25 protein-coding genes and 1 pseudogene are annotated in these 24,349 nt (G+C 71.7%); 8 read left to right on the top strand and 18 right to left on the bottom strand.

Annotation, left to right across the window (positions count from 1 at the left end):
- The first annotated feature begins 58 nt into the window (after positions 1 to 58).
- Positions 59 to 793 carry a GAF and ANTAR domain-containing protein gene (locus ABZ453_RS47010; protein ID WP_359025597.1) on the top strand — a complete coding sequence of 245 codons (735 nt, stop codon included), beginning with the start codon at positions 59 to 61 and terminating at the stop codon, positions 791 to 793.
- 205 nt (positions 794 to 998) lie between these two features.
- Complete coding sequence (locus tag ABZ453_RS47005) at positions 999 to 1,271, top strand: hypothetical protein (protein ID WP_208779300.1); 273 nt, start codon at positions 999 to 1,001, stop codon at positions 1,269 to 1,271.
- A 15-nt stretch (positions 1,272 to 1,286) separates the two neighbouring features.
- Here the strand turns inward: ABZ453_RS47005 and ABZ453_RS47000 are convergent, their stop codons facing one another.
- From ABZ453_RS47000 to glnA, 4 genes are all read right to left on the bottom strand, one after another.
- Positions 1,287 to 1,871: a hypothetical protein gene (locus ABZ453_RS47000; protein ID WP_359025595.1), complete on the bottom strand. Its 585-nt coding sequence runs from the start codon at positions 1,869 to 1,871 to the stop codon at positions 1,287 to 1,289.
- A 3-nt stretch (positions 1,872 to 1,874) separates the two neighbouring features.
- The gene (gene htpX / locus ABZ453_RS46995) at positions 1,875 to 2,792 is read right to left on the bottom strand and encodes a zinc metalloprotease HtpX (RefSeq protein ID WP_359025593.1); all 918 of its coding nucleotides are present in this window, start codon (positions 2,790 to 2,792) and stop codon (positions 1,875 to 1,877) included.
- A 123-nt stretch (positions 2,793 to 2,915) separates the two neighbouring features.
- On the bottom strand, positions 2,916 to 3,173 hold the full coding sequence (locus ABZ453_RS46990; protein ID WP_359025591.1) for a hypothetical protein: 258 nt from the start codon (positions 3,171 to 3,173) through the stop codon (positions 2,916 to 2,918).
- A gap of 123 nt (positions 3,174 to 3,296) precedes the next feature.
- Positions 3,297 to 4,706, bottom strand: a complete 1,410-nt coding sequence (gene glnA, locus ABZ453_RS46985) for a type I glutamate--ammonia ligase (RefSeq protein WP_133042952.1) — start codon at positions 4,704 to 4,706, stop codon at positions 3,297 to 3,299.
- A gap of 197 nt (positions 4,707 to 4,903) precedes the next feature.
- On the opposite strand from glnA, the gene ABZ453_RS46980 reads away from it, so the two are divergent.
- Positions 4,904 to 5,374: an RDD family protein gene (locus ABZ453_RS46980; protein ID WP_359025588.1), complete on the top strand. Its 471-nt coding sequence runs from the start codon at positions 4,904 to 4,906 to the stop codon at positions 5,372 to 5,374.
- Between the two features lie 103 nt (positions 5,375 to 5,477).
- On the opposite strand, the gene ABZ453_RS46975 is transcribed toward ABZ453_RS46980, so the two are convergent.
- From ABZ453_RS46975 to lipB, 4 genes are all read right to left on the bottom strand, one after another.
- The gene (locus tag ABZ453_RS46975; RefSeq protein WP_133042950.1) at positions 5,478 to 6,179 is read right to left on the bottom strand and encodes a DUF4191 domain-containing protein; all 702 of its coding nucleotides are present in this window, start codon (positions 6,177 to 6,179) and stop codon (positions 5,478 to 5,480) included.
- 78 nt (positions 6,180 to 6,257) lie between these two features.
- The gene (locus ABZ453_RS46970) at positions 6,258 to 6,458 is read right to left on the bottom strand and encodes a hypothetical protein (protein ID WP_359025586.1); all 201 of its coding nucleotides are present in this window, start codon (positions 6,456 to 6,458) and stop codon (positions 6,258 to 6,260) included.
- 259 nt (positions 6,459 to 6,717) lie between these two features.
- The gene (gene lipA, locus ABZ453_RS46965; RefSeq protein WP_359025584.1) at positions 6,718 to 7,707 is read right to left on the bottom strand and encodes a lipoyl synthase; all 990 of its coding nucleotides are present in this window, start codon (positions 7,705 to 7,707) and stop codon (positions 6,718 to 6,720) included.
- A gap of 74 nt (positions 7,708 to 7,781) precedes the next feature.
- The gene (gene lipB, locus ABZ453_RS46960; protein ID WP_359025582.1) at positions 7,782 to 8,582 is read right to left on the bottom strand and encodes a lipoyl(octanoyl) transferase LipB; all 801 of its coding nucleotides are present in this window, start codon (positions 8,580 to 8,582) and stop codon (positions 7,782 to 7,784) included.
- Between the two features lie 256 nt (positions 8,583 to 8,838).
- On the opposite strand from lipB, the gene ABZ453_RS46955 reads away from it, so the two are divergent.
- Positions 8,839 to 10,275: a regulator gene (locus ABZ453_RS46955; protein ID WP_359025580.1), complete on the top strand. Its 1,437-nt coding sequence runs from the start codon at positions 8,839 to 8,841 to the stop codon at positions 10,273 to 10,275.
- 4 nt (positions 10,276 to 10,279) lie between these two features.
- On the opposite strand, the gene ABZ453_RS46950 is transcribed toward ABZ453_RS46955, so the two are convergent.
- Both ABZ453_RS46950 and ABZ453_RS46945 read right to left on the bottom strand, forming a co-directional pair.
- Positions 10,280 to 11,683: an NAD(P)/FAD-dependent oxidoreductase gene (locus ABZ453_RS46950; RefSeq protein WP_359025578.1), complete on the bottom strand. Its 1,404-nt coding sequence runs from the start codon at positions 11,681 to 11,683 to the stop codon at positions 10,280 to 10,282.
- Between the two features lie 185 nt (positions 11,684 to 11,868).
- Entirely contained in the window at positions 11,869 to 12,762 is an 894-nt protein-coding gene (locus ABZ453_RS46945) for a TIGR01777 family oxidoreductase (protein ID WP_359025576.1), read from the bottom strand.
- A gap of 61 nt (positions 12,763 to 12,823) precedes the next feature.
- Here ABZ453_RS46945 and ABZ453_RS46940 point away from each other — a divergent pair, with 61 nt between their 5' ends.
- Positions 12,824 to 13,312 (top strand): GNAT family N-acetyltransferase, encoded by a 489-nt coding sequence (locus ABZ453_RS46940; RefSeq protein WP_207929737.1) that lies wholly within the window; start codon positions 12,824 to 12,826, stop codon positions 13,310 to 13,312.
- Between the two features lie 3 nt (positions 13,313 to 13,315).
- Here ABZ453_RS46940 and ABZ453_RS46935 read toward each other — a convergent pair whose 3' ends face one another.
- Positions 13,316 to 14,500 carry a MarP family serine protease gene (locus tag ABZ453_RS46935; RefSeq protein ID WP_359025574.1) on the bottom strand — a complete coding sequence of 395 codons (1,185 nt, stop codon included), beginning with the start codon at positions 14,498 to 14,500 and terminating at the stop codon, positions 13,316 to 13,318.
- 246 nt (positions 14,501 to 14,746) lie between these two features.
- Here ABZ453_RS46935 and ABZ453_RS46930 point away from each other — a divergent pair, with 246 nt between their 5' ends.
- Positions 14,747 to 15,496 (top strand): peptidoglycan recognition protein, encoded by a 750-nt coding sequence (locus ABZ453_RS46930; RefSeq protein WP_359025572.1) that lies wholly within the window; start codon positions 14,747 to 14,749, stop codon positions 15,494 to 15,496.
- Between the two features lies 1 nt (position 15,497).
- On the opposite strand, the pseudogene ABZ453_RS46925 reads toward ABZ453_RS46930, so the two are convergent.
- Positions 15,498 to 15,763, bottom strand: a pseudogene (locus ABZ453_RS46925) (peptidoglycan bridge formation glycyltransferase FemA/FemB family protein); the annotation flags it as partial.
- A gap of 103 nt (positions 15,764 to 15,866) precedes the next feature.
- Here ABZ453_RS46925 and ABZ453_RS46920 point away from each other — a divergent pair.
- Positions 15,867 to 16,112 (top strand): hypothetical protein, encoded by a 246-nt coding sequence (locus ABZ453_RS46920; protein WP_359025570.1) that lies wholly within the window; start codon positions 15,867 to 15,869, stop codon positions 16,110 to 16,112.
- Between the two features lie 47 nt (positions 16,113 to 16,159).
- Here ABZ453_RS46920 and ABZ453_RS46915 read toward each other — a convergent pair whose 3' ends face one another.
- From ABZ453_RS46915 to ABZ453_RS46895, 5 genes are all read right to left on the bottom strand, one after another.
- Complete coding sequence (locus ABZ453_RS46915; RefSeq protein WP_359025568.1) at positions 16,160 to 16,699, bottom strand: carboxymuconolactone decarboxylase family protein; 540 nt, start codon at positions 16,697 to 16,699, stop codon at positions 16,160 to 16,162.
- A 64-nt stretch (positions 16,700 to 16,763) separates the two neighbouring features.
- Positions 16,764 to 17,282 carry a DUF4240 domain-containing protein gene (locus ABZ453_RS46910; protein WP_359025610.1) on the bottom strand — a complete coding sequence of 173 codons (519 nt, stop codon included), beginning with the start codon at positions 17,280 to 17,282 and terminating at the stop codon, positions 16,764 to 16,766.
- 350 nt (positions 17,283 to 17,632) lie between these two features.
- A complete protein-coding gene (locus ABZ453_RS46905) occupies positions 17,633 to 18,607 on the bottom strand; it encodes a YafY family protein (protein WP_359025566.1) in 975 nt (324 codons plus the stop codon).
- 69 nt (positions 18,608 to 18,676) lie between these two features.
- Positions 18,677 to 21,379: a pyruvate dehydrogenase (acetyl-transferring), homodimeric type gene (aceE, locus tag ABZ453_RS46900; RefSeq protein ID WP_359025564.1), complete on the bottom strand. Its 2,703-nt coding sequence runs from the start codon at positions 21,377 to 21,379 to the stop codon at positions 18,677 to 18,679.
- 259 nt (positions 21,380 to 21,638) lie between these two features.
- Positions 21,639 to 22,262 (bottom strand): GntR family transcriptional regulator, encoded by a 624-nt coding sequence (locus ABZ453_RS46895; RefSeq protein ID WP_356771447.1) that lies wholly within the window; start codon positions 22,260 to 22,262, stop codon positions 21,639 to 21,641.
- A gap of 256 nt (positions 22,263 to 22,518) precedes the next feature.
- Here ABZ453_RS46895 and ABZ453_RS46890 point away from each other — a divergent pair, with 256 nt between their 5' ends.
- On the top strand, positions 22,519 to 23,256 hold the full coding sequence (locus ABZ453_RS46890) for a hypothetical protein (protein WP_359025562.1): 738 nt from the start codon (positions 22,519 to 22,521) through the stop codon (positions 23,254 to 23,256).
- A 79-nt stretch (positions 23,257 to 23,335) separates the two neighbouring features.
- On the opposite strand, the gene sucB is transcribed toward ABZ453_RS46890, so the two are convergent.
- Positions 23,336 to 24,349: 2-oxoglutarate dehydrogenase, E2 component, dihydrolipoamide succinyltransferase (gene sucB / locus ABZ453_RS46885; RefSeq protein WP_359025560.1), on the bottom strand; the 1,014-nt coding region annotated here is incomplete at its 5' end.

Raw genomic sequence — 24,349 nt, 5'->3', positions numbered from 1 at the left:
GCGGAGAGCGCGTGACCGACACGGTCGAGGCGATCGTCCCGGGAGGCGGAGAGAGGTCATGACCGACCCCGTGTCACAGCAACGGCTGGCGAAGGCGTTCGTCGACCTCGCGGCCGGAGGGGCGTCCTCGGAGCCCTCCGACCCCACCGGTCTCCTGGAGGCCCTCGCGACCCACGGCACCGAACTGCTCGGCGACTGCGCCGCGACCGTCGTGTACGTCCCCGACGACCACGCCGCCGCCCAGGTGGCCGGCACCGGCGCCGACCTCCTCCGGCTGGCCCGGGACGCCGCCGTGTGGGGTGAGGGGCCGGGGCAGCATGCCCGCCGCACCGGCCACCCGGTGCCGGACACCGAACTCGACGGGGAGCGGGCGCGCCGCGACTGGCCGCGCTACACCCCCCGCGCCCTGGAGCTGGGCTACGGCCGGGTCGCGGCCCTGCCCCTGCACGTCGGCGCCGACACCCTGGGCGCCCTGGTGCTGCTGGGCCGCGGCAGGACCGCGCCGCGCCCCGAGCTGCTGGAACTGGGCCAGTCCCTCACCGACGTGGCCGGGTGGACCCTGGACCGGGAGCGGCGCCTGTCCGCGAGCCGCGCCCTCGCCGACCAGCTCGGTGAGGCCCTGACCAGCCGCGTCATCATCGAGCAGGCCAAGGGCACGCTGGCCGCCCGCCTCTCGGTCACCGTCGACGAGGCCTTCCGCCTGCTGCGCTCCCACGCCCGCTCCCACCGCCGCCGCCTCAGCGAGGTGGCCCGCGAGGTGGTGGAGCACAGCCTGGACCTCCGGTCGCAGTAGCCGCCGAAAAAACGGGATGCACGCGGAGTGACCGTCTCCCTACGCTGGACAGGCGTTGCGGAGCCGCTCACCACCGCTTGTCCCCGGGCAGGCATCACCCCCCGCATCCAGGGCTACTCTCTACGCACCGATGGACGGACGCCTTCCCCCAGCGCCCCGTCGGACGTCCAGATCGCTCATCGACCCACGCTCACGGAGGCCCGTGATGGGCACCATGTTGATCGCCGGGACCGTCGTCCTGGTCCTCTTGGGATTCGGAAACCACGTGTGGTGGCTGGCCGCGGCCGGCGTCCTCTTCCTCTACCTGCAGTACGGCCGCGACTCCTCGCCGTCGTCCTCCGGGGGAGGCGGCGCGTCGGGATCGGCCCCCGCCACCTATCAGGCGTACCGCAAGCGCCGTGACCAGCAGGCCAAGTGGGAGCGCCGCTACCGGCGCGAGCACCCCTTCGAGGCGCGCCGGCAGGAGCGCGGCAAGTAGGACCACAGGGCGGAACTACAGGCCGGGTGCGCCCCATACCGGGAACCACCGGCTCAGGTCCTGTTCCATCCGCAGGTCCCCGGCGAGTGCGGCCTTGATCTGCAGTTCGAGCGCGTTGTCGCGCCGCTGTCCGGCACCGGGCAGCGGCGCGAACGGATAGAACGTGCCGCGCTTGTAGAGGTACACCAGCGCCAGCCGCTTGCCGCCCTCGCCCTCGAAGGCGGCGAGGGAACACAGCAGTTGCGGCCCGAAGCCGTTGACCTCCATCGAACTGTTCACCGCGTGGAGGTCGTTGACGAGCTCCGACAGCTGCTCGGGGGAGCGGCGCGAGACAAGCCAGGAGTAGCCGAACTCGTCCTGGCTCAGCTCCACCGGCGGTCCGTCGCGGTCGGCGTCCGCGTCCAGCAGGGCCTGGACCTCCCGGTGGGTCTGCTCGAAGGCGGCTCCCTCGACCGTGGCGAAGCACACCGCGCCGGTGCCGGTCGGTGTGAAACCGGCCGCGGCCTCGAGGGTCACGGCCGCCGACGGCAGCGCGAAGAGCTGGTCGAGGTCGGGCAGGGCCGGCTTGGTGCGGCCGAGCAGGATGTCCAGGAGCCCCATGCATCACGCCTTTCCGGGGGTGGGTGCCTCACCCAGCTCGGCCGAGATCCGGCCCAGCTGGTCGAGCCGCTGCTCCAGGCTCGGGTGGGTGGAGAAGAACCGCTCGATGCCGGGCTCCTTGCCGGCCGCGGGGGTGAAGTAGAAGGCGTTGAAGGCCTGCGCGGTCCGCAGGTCCTTGGTCGGGATCCGGGCGATGTCGCCGGAGACCTTGGTCAGCGCGGAGGCCAGCGCCGAGGGCCGCCCGGTCAGCAGCGCCGCCGCCCGGTCCGCGGCCAGTTCCCGGTACCGGGACAGCGCCCTGATCAGCAGGAAGCTGATCGCGTAGACGGCCGCCGACACACCCATGACGGCGGCGAAGATCACCGCGGTGTTCTGGTCCCGGCGCCCGCCGCCGAACAGCTGGGAGTAGAAGGCGAACCGCACGATCAGTCCCGCGATCACGCCCAGGAACGACGCGATGGTGATGACGGCGACGTCCTTGTGCGCGACGTGCGACAGCTCGTGCGCGAGGACGCCCTCCAGCTCGGCGGGCTCCAGCCGCCGCAGCAGTCCGGTCGTCACACAGACCACGGCATGGTCGGCGTTGCGTCCCGTGGCGAACGCGTTGGGCATGTCCATATCGGACACGGCGACGACGGGCTTGGGCATGTCGGCGATCGCGCACAGCCGGTCGATCACCGCGTGCAGCTCGGGATACTCCTCGCGCTCCACGACCCGCCCGCGCATGGCGAACATCGCGATCCGGTCGGAGAACCAGAACTGGGCGACGAACATGGCCGCCATCAGCACCACGACCAGCAGCCAGGACTTCAGCAACACGATCAACGCGGCGACGAAGGCCACGTACAGCAATCCGAGCAGGAACATCGTGACCGTCATTCGCACGGTCAGCCGCCGGTCGCTCCGGAAACGGCTCTGCATTGTGCATCACCCCGCAGTCAGGCACTCGTCCCATTGCCAGTGTGCACCTGGCGCGTCCCATGAAGTGGTCCCGAACGGCCCTAGGGGCTGCAAAAGGTCCCTGTGGGAGGCCCGGCGGCCGTCCTAGTAGGGGGCCCGGAAACGCACCCATCCCAGCAGTACGATCACTGCCGCCACGGTCCCGAACACCAGCGCCGTCGACATCCACGAGGACCTGCGCGGGGTCACCGGCCCGGGGTCGGCGCGGAAGGGCTGCGGCTCGGGCGGGTTCTCCCGCCAGCGCGCGGCCAGCATCCGGGCCCGCGCAGAGGGCTCCTTGTGCTCCGCCCGGTCCGCCCACCTGAGGTCGAACTCCCGCTCGGCATCGTCCTGTTGGGCCATCCCCGTCTCTCCCCCTCGACACCGCCGCCCCCGTCGAACAGCTGTGCTGCACACCATACGACGACGCCCCCGTCCCGGGAAACCGGAACGGGGGCGAGGCCGAGAAGACGGCTCAGGGGCCGATCACACGTCGAAGTAGAGCTCGAACTCGTGCGGGTGCGGACGCAGCTGCAGCGGGGCGATCTCGTTGGCGCGCTTGAAGTCGATCCAGGTCTCGATCAGGTCGGCCGTGAAGACGTCACCGGCGAGCAGGAACTCGTGGTCGCGCTCGAGGGAGTCGAGGACGGCCGGGAGCGAGGTCGGGACCTGCGCGACGTTCGCGTGCTCCTCGGGAGCCAGCTCGTAGAGGTCCTTGTCGATCGGCTCGGCGGGCTCGATCTTGTTCTTGATGCCGTCCAGGCCCGCGAGCAGCAGGGCCGAGAAGGCCAGGTACGGGTTGCCGGAGGAGTCGGGCGCGCGGAACTCGACGCGCTTGGCCTTCGGGTTCGAACCCGTGATCGGGATACGCATCGCGGCCGAGCGGTTGCGCTGCGAGTACACCAGGTTGATCGGCGCCTCGAAGCCCGGCACCAGACGGTGGTAGGAGTTCACCGTCGGGTTGGTGAAGGCCAGCAGCGACGGGGCGTGCTTGAGGATGCCGCCGATGTAGTAGCGGGCGGTGTCCGACAGGCCCGCGTAACCGGCCTCGTCGTAGAACAGCGGGTCGCCGTTGGCCCACAGCGACTGGTGCACGTGCATGCCCGAGCCGTTGTCGCCGAAGATCGGCTTCGGCATGAAGGTCGCGGTCTTGCCGTTGCGCCAGGCGACGTTCTTCACGATGTACTTGAAGAGCTGGAGGTCGTCGGCCGCGGCGAGCAGCGTGTTGAACTTGTAGTTGATCTCCGCCTGGCCGGCGGTGCCGACCTCGTGGTGCTGGCGCTCGACCTTCAGGCCGGACTTCTCCAGCTCCAGGGAGATCTCGGCGCGCAGGTCGGCGAAGTGGTCGACCGGCGGGACCGGGAAGTAACCGCCCTTGTAGCGGACCTTGTAGCCACGGTTGTCCTCGAGGGCGCCGGTGTTCCAGGCGCCGGCCTCGGAGTCGATGTGGTAGAAGGACTCGTTCGACGTGGTGGCGAAACGCACGCTGTCGAAGACGTAGAACTCGGCCTCGGGACCGAAGTACGCGGTGTCCGCGACACCGGTGGAGGCGAGGTAGGCCTCGGCCTTCTTCGCCACGTTGCGCGGGTCACGGGAGTACTGCTCGCCCGTGATCGGGTCGTGGATGAAGAAGTTGATGTTGAGCGTCTTGTCCCGGCGGAAGGGGTCGACCCGGGCGGTCGACAGGTCCGCGCGCAGCGCCATGTCGGACTCGTGGATCGCCTGGAAACCACGGATCGAGGATCCGTCGAAGGCGAGCTCGTCGTCCGGGTCGAACGCCTCGACGGGCACCGTGAAGTGCTGCATGACGCCCGGCAGGTCGCAGAAGCGGACGTCGACGAACTTGACGTCCTCGTCCGCGATGAACTTCTTGGCCTCGTCGGCGTTCTGGAACATCCAGCTCCTCCTACTCCCGACCGCCTTGCCGGGGTGGTAGTTCGTTCGTGCGGCCAGTGCGGTGGCACACGCTGACCTCGACCCTAGGGACGCGTGATTTCTCGGGCGTGACCCATTTGTTTCGCACAAGTTAACCGGAGCGCGTCCGGTTGACCCCACCTGTCCGTATCCCGAAACGGTGGCAGTACCGTGGACGCGTGGACAAGAGGGAAGCAGTGGGATCGTGGCTCTCGGGCCCCCGGGCGGCCGCCGAGGACGCCGGTGTCGACTTCGGATACCGAGGTGAACAGCTCGGTCTGCCCGAGCAGGGACCGGGCTCGATCGCCCGCCCCGGGCGCCGGTTCGGCGCCCTGGCCGTCGACTGGGGGCTGTGCCTCTTGATCGCATACGGTCTCATCACGCACGGCTACCAACCCGGCGCGACCGGGAACTGGGCCCTGCTGGTCTTCTTCGTCCTCGGCGTCCTCACCGTCGGCACGATCGGCTTCACCCCCGGCAAGCGCCTCTTCGGCCTGCGCGTGGTGGACCTGGGCACGGGGCAGCCCACCTTCCTGCGGAGCGTCCTGCGCACGGCCCTGCTGTGCGTCGCCATCCCGGCCCTCATCTGGGACCGCGACGGCAGGGGCCTGCACGACCGACTGGCCCGCACGGTCGAGGTGCGTATCTGAGTCGAGGTGCGTGTCCGACCCGTCGTAGCGCACCGGACAACGTGAAGGGGCGCCCGCACCTGCGGGCGCCCCTTCACGTCAAGAAAGGTCGGTCGAGGGAAGGTCAGCGGGCCTTCGGCCCGCCCTTGGGCAGCTTCATGCCCTTCGGCATCGGGCCCTTGGGCAGCGGCATGTTGCTCATCAGGTCGCCCAAGGCGCGCAGCCGGTCGTTGGTGGCGGTCACCTGGGGGCCGGTCAGCACGCGGGGGAGCTTCAGCATGGTGGTGCGCACCTTCTTCAGCTCCACCTGGCCGTCGCCCGTGCCGACGATGATGTCGTGCACCGGCACGTCCGCGACGATGCGGTTCATCTTCTTCTTCTCGGCGGCCAGCAGGGTCTTGACCCGGTTCGGGTTGCCCTCGGCGACCAGGACGATGCCGGCCTTGCCGACGGCCCGGTGCACCACGTCCTGGCTGCGGTTCATCGCCACCGCGGGGGTGGTGGTCCAGCCCCGGCCGATGTTGTCCAGCACGGCCGCGGCGGCGCCCGGCTGGCCCTCCATCTGCCCGAAGGCGGCCCGCTCGGCCCGGCGCCCGAACACGATCGCCGTTCCGAGGAAGGCGAGCAGCAGGCCCAGGATGCCGAGATAGATGGGGTGACCGATCAAGAAGCCGATCGCGAGGAAAACACCGAAGATGCCGATGCCGACAGCCGCGAGTACAAGACCGATCTTCTTGTCGGCCTTGCGGGTCATCTTGTACGTCAGGGCGATCTGCTTCAGTCGCCCGGGGTTAGCGGCATCCGCCGCGTTGTCCTTCCTCGCCATGCCACGAAGTCTACGTGGCCCCACGAGCGCCGACGACGGCAGTGCCGGTAAGGAGCGGGAAGGGAGGGGAGAGATGGTTCAGGGACGGGCGGAGGGGAACTGGTCGAGGACGCGCTGTGCCTCGACCCGGTCCTTGGCGCGGCGGCGGTCCTCCAGGACGGAGGTCCAGGCGTTGCGGCGGGCGGTGCGCTGGCCGCCGCTCATGAGCAACGACTCGACGGCACGGAGTGCATCGGTGAACGACGGGATGGCGGTGGCGCGAACCGGCGCGGCCTGCATGGTCGAGGTCCCCCCTCGGGGTCGGCGGGCTGTCGTGAGTGGTGCACGGGCTGTACAACCAGGGTCACTGATTGGTGTTACCAGGGCGTGACCGACCGGTCAAACACCAATGAAGCCTTGATTCGTGGCGCGAAAACACTGACGCGGTCCTGACGACGCCGCTAGCAGCGAGGACGTTCAGGACCGCGTTCAATCGGCCACTACTCATGGGTAGCAACTTGTGCGCAGATTCACACGTTTGGGGTGGCACTCCGTGCCATCAGACCGCCTGGGATGCGACGTAGGCGCCGCCCCGCTGCGGAGCAGCTGATTGACGCAGCTCCACGGCCATCCGGTACAGCCGGCCGGCGCGGTAGGAGGAGCGGACCAGGGGGCCGGACATGACGCCGGAGAAGCCGATCTGCTCGGCCTCCTCCTTCAGCTCCACGAACTCCTGCGGCTTGACCCAGCGCTCCACGGGGTGGTGCCGGACGCTCGGGCGCAGGTACTGCGTGATGGTGACCAGCTCGCAGCCGGCCTCGTGCAGCTGCCGCAGCGCGTCGCTGACCTCCTCGCGGGTCTCGCCCATGCCGAGGATGAGGTTCGACTTGGTGACCAGGCCGACGTCGCGGGCCTCGGTGATGACCTTCAGGGAGCGCTCGTAGCGGAAGCCGGGGCGGATGCGCTTGAAGATGCGGGGGACCGTCTCGACGTTGTGCGCGAAGACCTCGGGGCGGGAGGAGAAGACCTCGGCCAGCTGCTCGGGGACCGCGTTGAAGTCGGGGGCGAGAAGCTCGACCTTGGTGTGGCCGCCCTCGCGGCCGGCCGTCTGGGCGTGGATCTGGCGGACCGTCTCCGCGTACAGCCAGGCGCCGCCGTCCGCCAGGTCGTCACGGGCGACGCCGGTGATGGTGGCGTAGTTCAGGTCCATGGTGACCACGGACTCGCCGACGCGGCGCGGCTCGTCACGGTCGAGGGCCTCGGGCCTGCCGGTGTCGATCTGGCAGAAGTCGCAGCGCCGGGTGCACTGGTCGCCGCCGATGAGGAAGGTCGCCTCGCGGTCCTCCCAGCACTCGTAGATGTTGGGGCAGCCGGCTTCCTGGCAGACCGTGTGCAGGCCCTCGCTCTTCACGAGGTTCTGCATCTTGGTGTACTCGGGACCCATTTTCGCCCGCGTCTTGATCCACTCGGGCTTGCGCTCGATGGGGGTCTGGCTGTTGCGGACCTCCAGGCGCAGCATCTTGCGTCCGTCGGGGTTGACTGCGGACACGACCGGCTCCCTAGCGATTGATTCTTCGGCGTGCTCAAGGGTACGCCCGTGGATTTGAAAGCCCAGGGCTGTGTTCAGGCCGCCGGTGTCTTCTCGATCACCCTCGGCCTGAGGTCCGCGTTCCCGAGGACGTCCGTCAAGTGGCGCTCCACGACCGGCAGTACGTCGGCGATGGTCAGCTCGCGGCCCAGCTCGTGCGCGAGGGAGGTGACGCCCGCGTCGCGGATGCCGCAGGGGATGATCTTGTCGAAGTTGGAGGTGTCCGGGTTCACGTTCAGGGCGAAGCCGTGCATCGTGACGCCCTTGGCGACCCGGATGCCCATGGCGCAGATCTTGCGGTCCTCGCGGCGCTGGCCGGCGTTGGAGGGGGCGTACTCGGGGCCGTTGAGGCGGGGGTCGAACTCCTCGTCGGCCAGGCGGGGGTCGAAGTCGAGGGAGAGCCCGCCCAGGGCCGGGCGCTTCTCCACGGGGTCGCCGAGGACCCACACGCCGGCCCGGCCCTCCACCCGGCTGGTCTCGACGCCGCACTCCGCGCAGACCCGGATCATCGCCTCTTCGAGCCGGCGCAGGTGCGCGACCACGTCCACCGGGCGCGGGAGCTTCTGGATGGGGTAGCCGACCAGCTGGCCGGGGCCGTGCCAGGTGATCTTGCCGCCGCGGTCCACGTCGATGACCGGGGTGCCGTCGAGGGGGCGCTCGTTGTCCGCCGTGCGCCGGCCGGCCGTGTAGACCGGCGGGTGCTCCAGGAGCAGCACGGTGTCGGGGATCTCGTCCGCGAAGCGCGCCGCGTGCACCCGGCGCTGCTCGTCCCACGCCACCTGGTAGTCCACGGCCTCGGCACCGAATCCCATACGGACGAACCGCAGCTCACTCACGGCAAGCGCCTCCCTAGAAGGTCGTAAGGCACGAAACGTGCCTACGCCACTGTACGACCGGCCGTCATGCGTCAGCCCAGCGGCCAATCCTCACACGATCGGATGAACGAACGGGGAAGCGAGCGACCGCCTGCTCACTCTCCGCTACATTCGCGCCGTTCACAGAGGCCATAAGGGCTGCTCACAGGCAATCCGGGCCACTCGGAGGCCACCTCGGCCCCGGGGAAGGCCCGAAAGGCAGGAGACCGCACCGCAGATGACGGAACGACCCGCGCAGCGCACTCCCAACCGACAGCTCGCCGCGCTCATCGCAGAAGCGGGGTTCTCCAACGCGGGGCTCGCCCGGCGCGTGGACCAACTCGGTCTCGAACACGGACTTGATCTGAGATACGACAAGACCTCCGTGACGCGCTGGCTGCGTGGGCAGCAGCCGCGCGGCACCACTCCCGCCCTGATCGCCGAGGTGTTCACCCGGCGCCTGGGGCGCAGACTCACGGCCCAGGACCTCGGCCTCGACGCGTGTGCGCCGGTGTACGCCGGGCTGGAGTTCGCCGGCACGCCCGAGGAGGCCATCGACATCGTCAGCGGGCTGTGGCGCAAGGACTCCGGCTCGCACGCCGAGTTGCGCAAGATCGCGTTCACACCGGCCGGGCTGGTCGTACCGAGCCGGGACTGGCTGATCGGGCGGCCCGACGACAAGGTGGCCCGCGCCGAACAGCCCGCCCTCCTGCCCCCGCAGGGCCGGCCGGCCGTACCGCGCCAGCGGGGACAGGGCGACCGCGGGCCCGGGCAGCGGGTCACCGGCGGCGATATCAACGCGCTCCGCTCGGTCGGCGACCTCTTCCGCACCCTCGACGACATGTACGGCGGCGGGCACGCCCGGCAGGCCCTCGTGCGGTACCTGGAGCACGAGTGCGAGCCGATGCTGCGCGGCACCTACGGCGAGCAGACGGGCCGCAAGCTGTTCGCGGCGGCGGCCGACCTCACCCGGCTCGCGGGCTGGACCTCGTACGACATCGCCGCGCACGGACTCGCGCAGCGGTACTTCGTTCAGGCGCTGCGGCTCGCGCAGGCGGCCGGGGACCGGGCATACGGCTCCTACGTCCTGGTGACCATGAGCCGGCAGGCCGTCTATCTCGGGCACGGCCGGGAGGCGGTGCAGCTCGCCCGCGTGGCCCAGCAGGGGGTGGGGACGAACGCGCCGCCCGTGGTGCAGGCCCTGCTGCACGCGGCGGAGGCGCGGGGGCACGGCGTGCTCGGCGAGGTCCGCAACTGCACGGCCTCGCTGGTACGGGCCGAGCGCGCGCTGGAGGTGGCGCGCCCGGGAGACGAGGTGCCGTACTGGGCGCGGTTCTTCGACGAGGCGCAGCTGGCCGACGAGTTCGGGCACGCGCACCGGGATCTGCAGCAGTTCCGGGCCGCGGTGCAGCACGCCGAGCGGTCGCTGCAGCTGCGCGCGCCGGCGTACGCCCGTAGCCGCCTCTTCTGCCGCGTCGTCCTCGCCTCCGCCCGCCTGGGCCTGGGCGAGCTGGACCAGGCGTGCGCGCTGGGAGCGGAGGCGGCGAGCGCCGCGGCGGACATGCGGTCGGTCCGGGCGACCGAGTACGTGAGGGATTTCGAGCGCCGCCTGGAGCCGTACAAGGACGCGGCACCGGTGCGGGGCTATCGGGACAAGGTGGCGGCGCTGGGGTAGTTCTTCAGGCGGCCCTCGCTGATGGGAGAGGGTCCGCCTGCTGCCTCGAGCCCGCCGCTCCCAGGTCCGTCAGGATGGCTGTCGCGGCTCGGTGGGCGGAGTGCAGGGCTCCCTGGACCGTGCTGGTGTCCCGGTGGTCGCCGCAGACGTAGAGGCCGGCCAGGAGGCGCACCGGGCGGCGGAGGTCGTGCGGGGGCCGCATGGCCGGCACGGCCTCGGCGGTGTGGTGGACGGCCAGCGTCTCCCAGCGCCGCGTCGACGTGCCGTACAGGCGCGCCAGATGCGTGCGCACGGCGGTGTCCAGGTCGGCCGGGGGCGGACCCAGGACCGTGGAGGAGACCAGTACCCGGCCCGCCGGCGCCCGGCTCGGGTCCACCGCGCTGACCACGGCCGTGTGCGCCACCGGCCCCCCGCGGTCGGCGTCGAGGAGAAGGGCCGCACCCGTCGCCGGCGGCTCGTCCGTGGTGTGGTGGACCACCGTCAGCCGGTGGAAGTCCGGCACGCGCAGGCCCGGCAGCAGCTCGGCCGCGGCCCGCGCGTCCGTCGCCAACAGGACGGCCCGGCACCGGATCTCCCCGTGCTCGGCCGTGGCGACGGAGCTGGTGGACACCGAGGTCACCCGGACGCCGGTGTGCACGGTGCCCGGCGGCAACGCCCGCGCCAGCAGCTCCGGCAGCGTCTCGGCGCCGCCCTCCGGCAGACACAGCCGCCCGCCCGCGAAGGCCCTGAGCGCGAGATCGGCGCACCGGCTGGAGGTCGTCAGCTCCGGGTCGCACAGCAGCGCGGCGAGCAGGGGCCGCAGAAACCCGTCGATGGTGCGGGCCGGTACACCCCGTGCGGCAAGGGCCCGGGCCGCGGGCAACTCGGGTCGGGACAGCAGGCGTTCGACGGGCATGCCCGCGAGCCGGGCCAGCGCCGCGGTCAGCCGCGCCTGGTCGACGGCGCTGCCCAGCGGAGCCGCGGCGCGCACCCGCGGCACGTCCGGAGCCGTCGGACCGCCCGCCCGGCCGAGCGACGGCACCCAGGACGGGGAGGTCACCCTCGGCGCACTCGCCAGCGCACGTACGGCGTGCAGTGCGCCCCGTGCGCCCCCCGCGCTCGGCACCGCACCGGCGAGGTGGCGGCGGCCGTCGCTGTGGACGAGGACGCCCGGGGCGAAGGGGCGCAGGACGAGGGCGTCGAGGCCGGGGGTGAGGTGTAGTTCGGGATACGCCGTGGACAACAGCTGTCCGATGCGGTCGAGCCGGAAGCCGTCGACCTTCTCGGTCGACATCCGGCCCCCGACCCAGTCAGCGGCCTCCAGGACCGCGGTCGTCACTCCTGCGCTGGTCAGCCGATGCGCCGCCGAGAGGCCGGCGACCCCGGCCCCCACGATCACGACGTCCGCCTGGTACGCGGGCTCAAGCACGTGCCCCTCCTCGAGGTTGCGCGGCCGGTGGAGACGTCATGCCCCCAACTGGCTCCGGGGATACCCGAGTTCGGGTCGAGGTTAGGGCTGTGATCGGTCAAGGGGAGTCGCGCATGAACAGGGCACGGTCGCACACCGGTCGCATACGGTCGCCGGTGGTGGTGGCGTCCTCGCCGTGCCCCGCCTCACGCCGCCCGGACGGCCCCCTCGATGTCCGGGAACGCGAAGGTGAACCCCGATTCCAGCAGTCTCGTCGGCACCACCCGCGCGCTGCCCAGCACATCCCCGGCCATCTCGCCGAGCACGGTCCGCAGCGCCGGCGCCGGCACGGTGAAGAACGTGGGCCGGTGCAGCACGCGCCCCATGGCCTCGGTGATCTCACGGTTCGTCAGCGGGTTCGGGGCGGTGACGTTGAACGGCCCGGACAGCCCGTCGGTGTCGATGAGATACCGGATCGCGGCCACCTCGTCGTGCAGCGAGACGTACGACCAGTACTGCCGCCCGTCTCCCATCCGCCCCCCGAGCCCCGCCTTGAAGAGGGGGAACAGACGGGCCCAGGCGCCGCCCTTGCTCGACACCACCAGCCCCGTCCGCACGAACGCCGTCCGCACGCCCGCCTCCCGGGCCGGTGCCGCGGCCGCCTCCCACTCCACGCACAGCTCCGGCAGGAACCCGCTCCCGGCGGGCGCGCTCTCGTCGGCCACCCGGTCGCCGGTCTCGCCGTAGTAGCCGATCGCGCTGCCGTTGACGAACACCCGCGGCCGGTCGTCGAGGGAGGCGATCGCCTCGGCCAGCGCGGCGGTGCCGAGCACCCGGCCGGCCCGGATCCGCGCCTTGTACGCGTCCGTCCAGCGCCGGTTCCCCACACCGGCCCCCGCGAGGTTGACCACGGCGTCGCACCCGGCGAGGCCCGCCGTGTCGACGTACCGCCCCTCGGGGTCCCAGCACACCTCGTCCGCGGCCCGCGCGGCCCGCCGCACCAGCCGCACCACCTGGTGCCCGTCGGCGGTCAGGGACCGCGCCAGCGCACCCCCGATCAACCCGGACGCACCGGCCACCGCGATTCGCGCACGTTCCATGACCCCATTCTGCTGGCCGCGCACGTAAAGCCCCGGTCGGGTCGGCCGTAAGGTGGCCGTCATGCCGGTACCGCACATACGCCACGCCACCCTTGACGACGAGGACACGCTGGGCCGCCTCGACCGGGTCACCTGGTCGCCGCTGCACTCCGTGCAGCCTCGCCCACGGCCGCCGTACGAGCCCTTCTACAACGAGCGGTTCGGACCCCGGGACCATCTGGTCGCCGAGGTCGACGGCGCGGTCGTCGGCTACGTCCGGCTGGGCTACCCGACCCCGCTGGCCTGCAACTCCCACGTCCGGCAGATCCAGGGGCTCGTCGTCGCCGAGGAGGCGCGCGGGGCCGGGGTCGCGCGGGCGCTGCTGCGGGCGGTGCGGGAGGAGGCCCGCCGGCAGGGGGCGCGCCGGCTGACCCTGCGCGTGCTGGGGCACAACACCCCGGCCCGGGGGCTGTACGAGGCCGAGGGGTTCGTGGTGGAGGGCGTGCTGCCCGGCGAGTTCCTGCTGGAGGGCGAGTACGTGGACGACGTCCTCATGGGGTGCGCCCTGTGACGGTCAGGAACTGACCAGGTCGCCCGTGTCCACCGGCGCCGTCGCGCCGGCCGCCCGGGCCGCGTCGGAGGTGACCTCGTCCGCCGTCAGGACGTAGCCGGTCTCGTTGTCGGAGGTCGAGCGGGCGAAGACCACGCCGTAGACGCGGCCGTCGGTGGTCAGCAGCGGCCCGCCGGAGTTGCCGGGACGCACGGTGGAGCGGATCGAGTAGATCTCCCGGGTCACCATGCGGTCGCTGTAGATGTTCTGCCCGGTGGCGTTGACCCGGTTGGCCACGGTCGCCGCCTGCAGATCGAGGTCGCCGTCCTGCGGATAGCCGGCCACCACCGCGGAGTCGCCCCGCTTGGCCCCGTCGTCGAACTTCAGCACCGGTGCGCTCAGCCCCGGCACGTACAGCACGGCCACGTCCCTGTTCGGGTCGAAGAGCACCACCCGCGCGTCGTACGACCGCCCCACCCCGCCGATACGGACGGTCGGGTCGTCGATGCCGGCCACCACGTGCGCGTTGGTCATCACGTGCTCGTCGGCGTACACGAAGCCGCTGCCCTCGCGGCCCTGGTCGCCGGAGACGCCCTCGATCTTGACGGTGCTGAGCTTGGCGGCACTGGTGGCGCGGGCGGTGACGCTGTCGCCGGTGGGCTTGGCCACCTCGGCCGTGGACTCGTTCTCGAACGGGTTGAACACCTGCGGGAAGCCGGCCTGCGTCAGCGCGGTGGTGGCCCGGGAGAACCAGGTGGGCGTGGTGTCCGGCATGAGGTTCTGCACCGAGCGCAGCAGCGCCGAGTCCCTGATCGCGGTGGTCACCAGCGGCGAGGAGGAGGCACCGAGGACGCTCGCGGCGACCCAGGCCACGATCAGCACGGCGATCGAGTTGGCGGCGGCACCGCCGATCCCGTCGGCCACCCTGAGCGGCCCCTCGTCCAGCTCCCGCCGCAGCCGCAGCGCCAGCCGTCCCGCGAGCTCGTGTCCCACCACCGCCGGGATCAGTACGGTCAGCACCGCGGTGACGGTCGCCCGGGTCGTCCCCGCCTCGACCAGGTCCATCATCCACGGCAGCACCCACACGCCGATGACGGCCCCGCCCACGAACCCGGCGAACGAGACACAGCCGGCGACCAGTCCGCGCCGGTAGCCGGATGCCGCGTAGGCCAGAACCACCAGCATCAGCAGGATGTCGAGCAGGTCCACAGAGCCGCCTTTCTCTTCAGACCTCTAAGTACGCGCGACAAGGGCCCGATGATCAGCCGCGCGGGTGTGTGTCTCCCCCCGCTCCTTCCACCCGGAAAAACGTCGCGGACCAGGACGATGGTTCCACCGGGTGGCACAGCACACATCGCGGGCGCGGGGGATACGGCCGAGAGTGGACGCATGCGTGTCCGAAGATCGCGGGGAACCGGGGGAGCGGGGAGGTCGAGGGGGGCCCGTGCCGCCCGCGTGCTCGTCGCCTGCCTGCCCGGTCTGGCCGCGGTCGTCGGGCTCGTGCTGTGCGTGGACGGCGTCCAGCGCGCGACCGACCGCCAGGCCGCCCCGCCGGCCGTCGTGGCCCGTCCCGCCGCTCCCGCGCACTCCGCGCCGAAGCCCCGTATCGTGCCGCGCTCGGCCTGGCTGGACGATCTGGCCCGGCACGCGCAGCCGCCCCCGCGCTACGACGACAAGGTCCTCGCGGTCTTCGTCCACCACACCGACTCGCCCAACGGCTACGACTGCGCCGACGCGCCCCGCATCATCCGCTACCTCTACGCGGGCCAGACCGGTGCCCGGAACTGGGACGACATCGGCTACAACTTCCTCGTCGACCGGTGCGGCACCATCTACGAGGGCCGCGCGGGCGGCACGGACCGCGCCGTCACCGGCGCCCACACCCAGGGCTTCAACCACCGCACGGCCGGCATCGCCGCCCTCGGCACCTTCACCGCCGGCGTCCCGGTGCCCCCGGCCATGGCCGACGCCATCGCCGCCCTCGCCGCCTGGAAACTCGGCCTGTCCGACATCGACCCGCGCGCCCGGGTACGGCTCACCTCCAGCAACAGCCTCAGCCGCTACCGCGCCGGCACCACGGCCACCCTCCCGGCCCTCGCCGGCCACAGGGACGCCTACATGACCAGCTGCCCCGGCGCCTCCCTCCTCGCCCGCCTCCCGGAGATCAGGGAGCGGGCCGCGCGGCTGCAGGGCCGGACCGGGTAGCTCACCGGCGTCCGAGACAGGCGTTCAACGCCCGCTGCAGCACCTTCCCCTGACTCCCCACGGGCAGCTCCCACTCCCCGAGGTACTCCACGGCCCGGCCACCCGCACCCGTCTTGAAGCGCAGCCGGCCCAGATACGGTCCTCCGTGAGCGTCGGCGTGATGGACCGCAGGTCGTAGACGTCGGCGCCCGCGGCCCGCGCGTCGCACAGCATCCGCCACAACAGCAGGCTGCTGGGCCGCAGTTCACGCCCCCGGCGACCGGAGGCCGGCTGCTCATGGGGCCTCACAGGTTTCTCGTAGCCGCCTCACCGATCCCCCCGAGGTGGCCTCCCTATGGTCATGCACACGCACTGACTGGAGGTGGGGAAAATGAACAGCAGCCACACGAACATCACGAAAACCCCGAACACCGGGGAGAAGGCGGCCGGTCGAGGCCGGGTGGCCCGCGGTCCCTGGGCCGCCCTCTGCGCCGCCGCGGCCGTCGTCCTCGGCCCGGCCGCCGTCACCGCCTCCGCCCTGGACCAGGCCAACGCGGCCCCGATGCACCACGCCGTCAGGGCCGACCAGACGCAGGCGTACATCCCCTCGGACACCGCCCGCCGCCGCCCGGCCTGACGCTGTGACCGGACCTCCGTTACCCGACCTCCGTTGCCCGACCCCCGTTACCGGTCCCCGTCGCCCGACAGCCCGAGGAACCGCTCGCCGGACGGGTCGACGTCCACCCCGAGCCCGTTCATCAGGCCCGCCAGCATCACGTAGTAGCCGACCGTCGTGACCACTTCGACGACCTGCCGGTCGGTGAAGCGGGCCCGCAGCGCCGCCAGGGTCTCCTCGGCGAGCGTGTACCGGGAGACCAGCTCGAAGGCCGCGCCGATCGCCGCCGACTCCGCCGCGTCGAACTCCGCGCCGCTCGCCCGCCGTTCCGCGATCGCCGCGAGCTGTTCGGGGGTCACCCCGAAGTGCAGCGCGACCGGGCCGTGCTGGACCGCCTCGTACTCGCACTCCGTGCCGGCCGCCACCGCCAGGATCACCAGCTCCCGCAGCCGGGCGGACAGCGTGGACTCGCCGAGCACGGCCATGCCCAGGTCGATCGCGGGGCCGGTCAGGGGCGGGGCGTGGGAGAGCATGCGGAAGGCGTTGAGCGGTACGGGAAGTCTGGCGACGGCGTCGGCGTCGCGCTCCGGGTACGGGATCCGGGCCATGGCCCCCCTCACAGTCCATGTCTGCAGTGGTCCGCGTCTGTCCCTGAGGCGCACGTGGTGTGCGTCAGTCCCTGAAACGCTCCCACAACTTGGGATACCGCTCCGCCAGCACCCGTTCGTTCTCGAAGTCGACCGGCGCGCCCGCCGGTTCGGGGGCGGCGGGCGCGATGCCGAGGTCGGGGGCGACGGTACCGGTGAGCTGCTGGTAGGCGTCGTCGGCCGCGTACCCCAGCTCCTCGCCGTCACCGTCGAGTTCCTCGTCGAAGTCGTCCAGGAGTTCGGCCAGCGCGTCGGGATGGTGCACGGCACCCTCGTACACCTCCCGCCCCTGACCGATCAGCCAGCAGCGGAAGAAGTCGAACGCGTCGTCGCTGGCGCCGTCGAGCAGCACCCAGGCCGCGCCCCACAGGTCCCAGGTGTACGCGCGGTTGTAGCGGGCCTCGAAATGACGGGCGAAGTCGAGGACCATGTCGGGTTCCAGCTGGAGCAGCCGGTCCACGAGCAGGTCGGCCTGCTCCTCGGGGTCGCCCTCGGCGGCCTCGCGGGTGGCGTCCACCAGCTCCCAGAACTCCGTCTCGTCCATCACGGGTCCAGCATCGGCCCTGGGCGGGTGGGGCGCACGTGGAGTGCGGTGGATTGTTATGTCCCGTACAGCGCGGCGAGCCGGGCCGTGTCCCGTGTGAAGCGCTCGCGCAGTCGCGGTGGCGCCGGCACGTCCGCCTTCGGGCTCGGGTCGGCCGGGCGTGGGTGATCTGCTCGGAGACCAGCGGCGGGTGGTGGACTGTTACGTCCCGTACAGCGCGGCGAGCCGGGCCGTGTCCCGTGTGAAGCGCTCGCGCAGTCGCGGTGGCGTCGGCACGTCCGCCTGCGGGCTCGGGCCGGCCGGCCGGGCGTGGGTGATCTGCTCGGAGACCAGCGGCGGGTGGTGGATTGTTACGTCCCGTACAGCGCGGCGAGCCGGGCCGCGTCCTGTGTGAAGCGCTCGCGCAGACGTGGCGGTGCCAGCACCTCCGCCTCCGGGCCCAGCCCCGCCAGCTGCCCGTGTGCGACCTCCTCGGACTCCACCGGCAGGGTCACCGTCACCCACCCGTCCTCGCCCGGGGCACCGGCCTGTTCGAGCGCCTCCCGCGCGGCCTGCGGATCGACGGCGTAGGGCAGCGCCCGCGCCCCGGCCGCCGACAGCCGTACGACGACCTCGGCGCGCAGGATCGAGCGCGCGAACCGTACGGCGTGCGCCGCCCAGAAACCGGGCAGGTCGAAGGTCTCGTCCCGGGTGAAGCGGGCGCTGTCGGGGACGACGGAGGTGAACCGGTCGAGGCGGTAGGTGCGATGGGCGGCGGTGTCCGGAACACGGGCGCACAGGTACCAGACGCCCGCCTTCAGCACGAGCCCGTACGGCTCCAGGCACCGCTCCACCTCGCCCTCCCCACGCCGGTAGCGGGCGGTGAGCCGGCGGTCCTCCCACACCGCCTCGGCGATCACCGGCAGCAGCTCGGGCGTCTCCGGCTCCCGGAACCAGGCGGGCGCGTCCAGATGGAACCGCTGGGCCGCGCTGCGGGAGGCGTCCCGCAGGGACGGCAGCAGCGCGGCCGACACCTTCAGCCGCGCGGCGGAGGCGGCGTCCTCCAGCCCCATCTCGCGCAGCGCCCCCGGCACCCCGCTCAGGAACAACGCCTCGGCCTCACCGCGCGCCAGCCCCGTCAGCCGCGTCCGGTACCCGCCGACGAGCCGGTACCCCCCGGCCCGCCCCCGGTTGGCGTACACCGGCACCCCGGCCTCGGACAACGCCTGCGCGTCCCGGGTCACGGTCCGCTCCGATACCTCCAGCTCCCGCGCCAGCTCGGCGGCGGTCATCGACTCCCGGTTCTGGAGCAACAACACCATTTTGATGAGACGGGCAGCGCGCATGGGGTCATGATGCAACGAGGCCCCCGCCGTGGCGGGGGCCTCGTCGATCGGCCGGTGGATCGGCAGGTGTTACAGCCCGTACTTCTCGCGCGCTTCCTTCACGGCCGTCGCCTTCACCTCGCCACGGCGGGCGAGCTGGGCGAGGGCGGCCACGACGATCGACTCGGCGTCGACGCCGAAGTGGCGGCGGGCCGCCTCACGGGTGTCGGAGAGGCCGAAGCCGTCCGCACCGAGCGAGGACCAGTCCTGCTCGACCCACTGCGCGATCTGGTCCGGGACCTGCCGCATGTAGTCGGAGACCGCGAGCACCGGGCCCTCCGCGCCCTGCAGGGCCTGACGGACGAACGGCACGCGCTCCTCGCCCCGCAGCAGCGCCGCGTCCGCCTCCAGCGCGTCACGGCGCAGCTCCGTCCAGGACGTCGCCGACCACACGTCCGCCGCCACGCCCCACTCCTCGGCGAGCAGCCGCTGCGCCGTCAGCGTCCAGTGGATCGCCGTGCCGGAGCCCAGCAGCTGGATGCGCGGGGCGTTGGCCGGGACGGTCACGCCCGCGGACTCCGCCGTGTTGAAGCGGTACAGGCCCTTGACGATGCCCTCGTCGATGCCGAGGCCCTGCGGCTTGGCCGGCTGCGGCAGCGGCTCGTTGTAGACCGTGAGGTAGTAGAAGACGTTCTGGTCCTCGCCCGGCTTGGCCTCGCCGTACATCCGGCGCAGACCCTCACGGACGATCACCGCGATCTCGTAGGCGAAGGCGGGGTCGTACGACAGCGCCGCCGGGTTCGTCGCCGCGATCACCGGCGAGTGGCCGTCCGCGTGCTGCAGGCCCTCGCCGGTCAGGGTCGTACGGCCGGCCGTCGCGCCGACCAGGAAGCCGCGCCCGAGCTGGTCGCCGAGCTGCCACATCTGGTCGGCCGTGCGCTGCCAGCCGAACATCGAGTAGAAGATGTAGAACGGGATCATCGCCTCGCCGTGCGTCGCGTACGCGGTGGACGCGGCGATGAAGTCGGCCATCGAACCGGCCTCGGTGATCCCCTCGTTGAGGATCTGGCCGTTCTTGGCCTCCTTGTAGTACATCAGCTGGTCGCGGTCGACCGGCTCGTACGTCTGGCCCTTGGGGGAGTAGATCCCGAGGGACGGGAAGAGCGACTCCATGCCGAAGGTGCGCGCCTCGTCGGGGACGATCGGCACCCAGCGCTTCCCGGTCTCCTTGTCGCGGACCAGGTCCTTGACGAGGCGGACGAAGGCCATCGTGGTGGCCACGTTCTGCGAGCCGGAGCCCTTGTCGAAGGAGGCGAAGGCCTTCTCGGCGGGGGCGGGCAGCGGCGCGAGCGCGTGCGTACGGCGGGCCGGGGCCGGGCCGCCGAGGGCCGCGCGGCGCTCCTGGAGGTAGCGCACCTCGGGGGAGTCGGCGCCGGGGTGGCCGTAGGGGACCACGCCGTCGACGAACTGGCTGTCGGAGATGGGCAGTTCGAGAAGGTCCCGCATGTTCTTGAACTCGTCCACCGTCAGCTTCTTCATCTGGTGGTTGGCGTTCTTCGACGCGAAGCCCTCGCCGAGGGTGAAGCCCTTGACGGTCTGCGCCAGGATCACGGTCGGCGCGCCCTTGAACTCGACGGCCGCCTTGTAGGCCGCGTACACCTTGCGGGCCTCGTGACCGCCGCGCGAGAGGTGGAAGCACTCGAGGATCTTGTCGTCGCTCAGCAGCTTCGCCATCTCGGCGAGCGCCGGGTCCTTGCCGAAGAAGTCCTCGCGGATGTAGGCCGCGTCCCGCGTCTGGTACGTCTGCACCTGGGCGTCGGGTACCTCGCGCAGCCGGCGTACCAGCGCGCCCGTGGTGTCGAGCTGGAACAGCTCGTCCCAGGCCGTGCCCCACAGCGTCTTGACGACGTTCCAGCCGGCGCCGCGGAACTGGGCCTCCAGCTCCTGCACGATCTTGAAGTTGGCGCGGACCGGGCCGTCGAGGCGCTGCAGGTTGCAGTTGATGACGAAGGTCAGGTTGTCCAGGCCCTCGCGGGAGGCCAGGGCGAGCGCCGCCGTGGACTCCGGCTCGTCCATCTCGCCGTCGCCGAGGAAGGCCCAGACGTGCGAGGACGAGACGTCCTTGATGCCGCGCGCCGTCAGATAGCGGTTGAAGCGGGCCTGGTAGATGGCGGACAGCGGGCCGAGGCCCATGCTCACCGTCGGGAACTCCCACAGCCAGGGCAGCCGGCGCGGGTGCGGGTACGACGGCAGGCCGTTGCCGCCGGCCTCCTGGCGGAAGTTGTCGAGGTGCGCCTCGGTGAGGCGGCCGTCGAGGAAGGCGCGGGCGTAGATGCCGGGGGAGGCGTGGCCCTGGATGTAGAGCTGGTCGCCCGAGCCGTCGGACTCCTTGCCCTGGAAGAAGTGGTTGAAGCCGGTCTCGTAGAGCCAGGCGGCGGAGGCGAAGGTGGCGATGTGGCCGCCGACGCCGTGTTTCGAGCCCCGCGTCACCATCGCGGCCGCGTTCCAGCGGTTCCACGCGGTGATACGGCGCTCCATCTCCTCGTCACCGGGCACGGACGGCTCGGCGGCGGTGGGGATGGTGTTGACGTAGTCGGTCTCGAGGAGCTTGGGCAGCGCGATGCCGGTGCCCTCGGCCCTCTCCAGCGTCCGGCGCATCAGGTACGCGGCCCGGTGCGGGCCCGCCGCCTCGGCGACCGCGTCCAGGGAGGCCTGCCATTCGGCGGTCTCCTCCGGGTCCCGGTCCGGGAGCTGGTCGAGCTCGCTCGGCTGGATGGCGTTGGGGTCGGTCATGTCGCCGCCTTCCTCAGTCGAAGGGGGTTCCCTCATCGGCAAGGGTTCGGGGGTGCCCTCGGTCTTTGGCAGGACAGGGCTGGGACCTCGGTGGAGGTCCGTCGGCGACAATAACTCCCTGATCGATGATCGATCAAAGGGTCCAGGGCAAAATATCTTGATTACGAGAAAGTCGGCACGGAGTGTCTCGCCCCAAGACACCGGGTGCCGCCGATAATGAGGCGTTTTCGCAGGTGAGCGGGGTTGCGCTCGGCTGCGGTCAGGCGCGTGGCGCGCAGCCCAGGACATGCGCCTTGACGATCTCGGCGATTCGCGGGTCACGCCGCCGGAACGCGGCCACCAGCTCCTCGTGCTCCTCCGCGTACGACTGCTGGACGGTCCCCAGCCAGCGGATGGACAGGGCCGTGAAGACCTCGATGCCCAGGCCCTCCCAGGTGTGCAGCAGCACCGAGTTGCCGGCCGCCCGCACCAGCTCGCGATGGAAGCCGACCGTGTGCCGCACCTGCCCGGTGCCGTCGGAGTCCCGGTCCGCCTCGTACAGCGCGCTGACATGCGGTTCCAGCGCCGAGCAGTCCTGCGCCAGCCGCTCCGCCGCCAGCTCCGCGGCGATCGCCTCCAGGCCGGCCCGCACCGGGTAGCTCTCCTCCAGGTCGGCCGCCGTCAGGTTCCGCACCCGTACGCCCTTGTTCGGCGCGGACTCGATCAACCGCAGCGACTCCAGCTCCCGCAGCGCCTCCCGCACCGGCGTCTGGCTGACCTCCAGCTCGGTCGCGATACGACGCTCCACGATCCGCTCGCCCGGCTTCCAGCGCCCGCTGACGATCCCCTCCACGATGTGCTCGCGGATCTGTTCGCGCAGCGAGTGGACGACGGGCGCGGTCATGAGAGCTCCTTAAGGGCGTTTGACGATTAGACAATAAGGCCGCGAGCGCTTTCGGGAGGGGCGCACGGGGGCGCTTTCATGCAGGTGAGACGAGACTTACACGCCTCACAGGGCAAGGCCGCCTGTAAAGACCCGTACCGGACAGGACCCGGAGTCGTCACCGCCGTGTCACCGCCAGAACCCCCCGGCCGCCCGCGCCGTCGCGGTCGGCAGGGAGTTCCCGCGCGGGGCGCTCCTGGAACTTCGGGGGTAAGACATGAACATCGGGGGACAGCGCGGCAGGATCGGCTGGGCGGTCGTGGCGGCGGCGATCGCCTGCACGGTCGTCGGCGTCACGGGGTGCCGGCCGACACCGACGGCGGCGTCCGGGCCGCCGAGCGGCAGCGGCGCCGCGAGCGCCGGCGGCGCGGAGATCGCGAACATGGCGGCCGCGGCCGGGGGCGGCGGCGCGAGCGGCGGGGCCTGCGTCTTCGTCAAGCCGGACGGCGCCCAGAAGTTCGGGCACGTCGGCTGGGGCTTCCGGATCACGGGCACCGACCAGTGGGTGTACGGCGCCGTCGAGAACCCCACGAACAAGCTCTACACTCCGCCCGGCGGCTACATCGGCGCCTGGCACGCACAGGGGACGTACGCCCGCATGCTCAGCGAGATGTCCCGGGACGCCCTCCCCCACTCTCGGCTTCGCTCGAGCGGGGGGACCCCCACCCCCGGCACGTCCACCCACCCGTACAGCCGTTACCGCTGCGTACCGTCCTCGACGAGTGACGTGGGCGCCGCCCGGCGGATGATCCGCACCGTCGAGAGCCGCGGCTTCCTCGTCGGCGTCGACCCGAGCACGGGCGAACTGACGTCCCGGGACTGCCTCGACGCCACCTACGACGTGCTGCGCGCCTACCGGACACGGCACTTGACGTACGCGCCGCACCTGGACGTGCCCAACGTGTGGGTGGAGACCCTCTGGGATTGGAGCGACCACACCCTCACGCGCCGGTAGCGGACACGAGCGGCGGACACGGCGGTGCCCCCGCCGGAATCGCTCCGGACGGGGGCACCACACGTACTGCTGCGGGACCTCAGAGGCCGAGCTCGACCTCGAACTCGCCCGCCTCCAGGATCGCCTTGACCGCGGTCAGGTAGCGGGCCGCGTCGGCGCCGTCCACCAGACGGTGGTCGTAGGAGAGGGTCAGGTAGGTCATGTCGCGGACGCCGATGACCGTGCCCTCCTCGGTCTCGATGACCGCCGGGCGCTTGACCGTGGCACCGATGCCGAGGATCGCGACCTGGCCCGGCGGCACGATGATCGTGTCGAAGAGCGCACCGCGCGAACCGGTGTTGGAGATGGTGAAGGTCGCGCCGGACAGCTCGTCGGGCGTGATCTTGTTGGCGCGGACCTTGCCGGCCAGCTCCGCCGTGGCCTTCGCGATGCCGGCGATGTTCAGGTCGCCCGCGTGCTTGATGACCGGGGTCATCAGGCCCTTCTCGGAGTCCACCGCGATACCGATGCTCTCGGTGTCGAAGTAGGTGATCGTGCCCTCGGCCTCGTTGATCTTGGCGTTGATGACCGGGTGGGCCTTCAGCGCCTGGGCCGCCGCCTTCACGAAGAACGGCATCGGGGAGAGCTTGACGCCCTCGCGCGCGGCGAAGGAGTCCTTGGCCTGGGCGCGCAGGCGCATCAGGCGCGTGACGTCGACCTCGACGACGGAGGACAGCTGCGCCTGCTCGTGCAGCGCCTTGACCATGTTGTCGCCGATGACCTTGCGGATGCGCGGCATCTTGACGGTCTGGCCACGGAGCGGGGAGGCCTCCAGCGTGGGCGCCTTCTTCGCGGCCGGAGCGGCAGCGGCGGCCGGAGCCGGAGCGGCGGCGGCCTTCGCGGCCTCGGCGGCGGCGACGACGTCCTGCTTGCGGATACGGCCGCCGACACCGGTGCCCTTGACAGAGGCCAGGTCGACCCCGCTCTCGGCGGCGAGCTTGCGCACCAGCGGGGTGACGTAGGCGCCGTCGTCGGTCGCCCGGGCGGCGGTCGGGGCGCTGGGCGCGGCGGCCGGGGTGACCGGAGCGGGAGCGGCCGGCGCGGGGGCCGGGGC

Source organism: Streptomyces sp. NPDC005799 (assembly GCF_040630525.1).
In the GTDB taxonomy this organism is placed as follows: domain Bacteria; phylum Actinomycetota; class Actinomycetes; order Streptomycetales; family Streptomycetaceae; genus Streptomyces; species Streptomyces griseorubiginosus_B.
Note: the sequence above shows the minus strand (reverse complement) of the source record. Positions and strands in the feature narration are given on the sequence as shown.

Excerpts from the sequence above, each read along its gene's own strand:
- ABZ453_RS46895 (WP_356771447.1), bottom strand. The coding sequence starts at position 22,262 with ATGACCGCGCCCGTCGTCCACTCGCTGCGCGAACAGATCCGCGAGCAC.
- htpX (WP_359025593.1), bottom strand. The coding sequence starts at position 2,792 with ATGCAGAGCCGTTTCCGGAGCGACCGGCGGCTGACCGTGCGAATGACG.
- ABZ453_RS46910 (WP_359025610.1), bottom strand. The coding sequence starts at position 17,282 with ATGGACGAGACGGAGTTCTGGGAGCTGGTGGACGCCACCCGCGAGGCC.
- ABZ453_RS47005 (WP_208779300.1), top strand. The coding sequence starts at position 999 with ATGGGCACCATGTTGATCGCCGGGACCGTCGTCCTGGTCCTCTTGGGA.
- ABZ453_RS46915 (WP_359025568.1), bottom strand. The coding sequence starts at position 16,699 with ATGGCCCGGATCCCGTACCCGGAGCGCGACGCCGACGCCGTCGCCAGA.
- aceE (WP_359025564.1), bottom strand. The coding sequence starts at position 21,379 with ATGACCGACCCCAACGCCATCCAGCCGAGCGAGCTCGACCAGCTCCCG.
- ABZ453_RS46955 (WP_359025580.1), top strand. The coding sequence starts at position 8,839 with ATGACGGAACGACCCGCGCAGCGCACTCCCAACCGACAGCTCGCCGCG.
- ABZ453_RS46920 (WP_359025570.1), top strand. The coding sequence starts at position 15,867 with ATGAACAGCAGCCACACGAACATCACGAAAACCCCGAACACCGGGGAG.
- ABZ453_RS46975 (WP_133042950.1), bottom strand. The coding sequence starts at position 6,179 with ATGGCGAGGAAGGACAACGCGGCGGATGCCGCTAACCCCGGGCGACTG.
- ABZ453_RS46905 (WP_359025566.1), bottom strand. The coding sequence starts at position 18,607 with ATGCGCGCTGCCCGTCTCATCAAAATGGTGTTGTTGCTCCAGAACCGG.
- ABZ453_RS46970 (WP_359025586.1), bottom strand. The coding sequence starts at position 6,458 with ATGCAGGCCGCGCCGGTTCGCGCCACCGCCATCCCGTCGTTCACCGAT.
- ABZ453_RS47010 (WP_359025597.1), top strand. The coding sequence starts at position 59 with ATGACCGACCCCGTGTCACAGCAACGGCTGGCGAAGGCGTTCGTCGAC.
- ABZ453_RS46990 (WP_359025591.1), bottom strand. The coding sequence starts at position 3,173 with ATGGCCCAACAGGACGATGCCGAGCGGGAGTTCGACCTCAGGTGGGCG.
- ABZ453_RS46940 (WP_207929737.1), top strand. The coding sequence starts at position 12,824 with ATGCCGGTACCGCACATACGCCACGCCACCCTTGACGACGAGGACACG.
- glnA (WP_133042952.1), bottom strand. The coding sequence starts at position 4,706 with ATGTTCCAGAACGCCGACGAGGCCAAGAAGTTCATCGCGGACGAGGAC.
- ABZ453_RS46945 (WP_359025576.1), bottom strand. The coding sequence starts at position 12,762 with ATGGAACGTGCGCGAATCGCGGTGGCCGGTGCGTCCGGGTTGATCGGG.
- ABZ453_RS46890 (WP_359025562.1), top strand. The coding sequence starts at position 22,519 with ATGAACATCGGGGGACAGCGCGGCAGGATCGGCTGGGCGGTCGTGGCG.
- ABZ453_RS47000 (WP_359025595.1), bottom strand. The coding sequence starts at position 1,871 with ATGGGGCTCCTGGACATCCTGCTCGGCCGCACCAAGCCGGCCCTGCCC.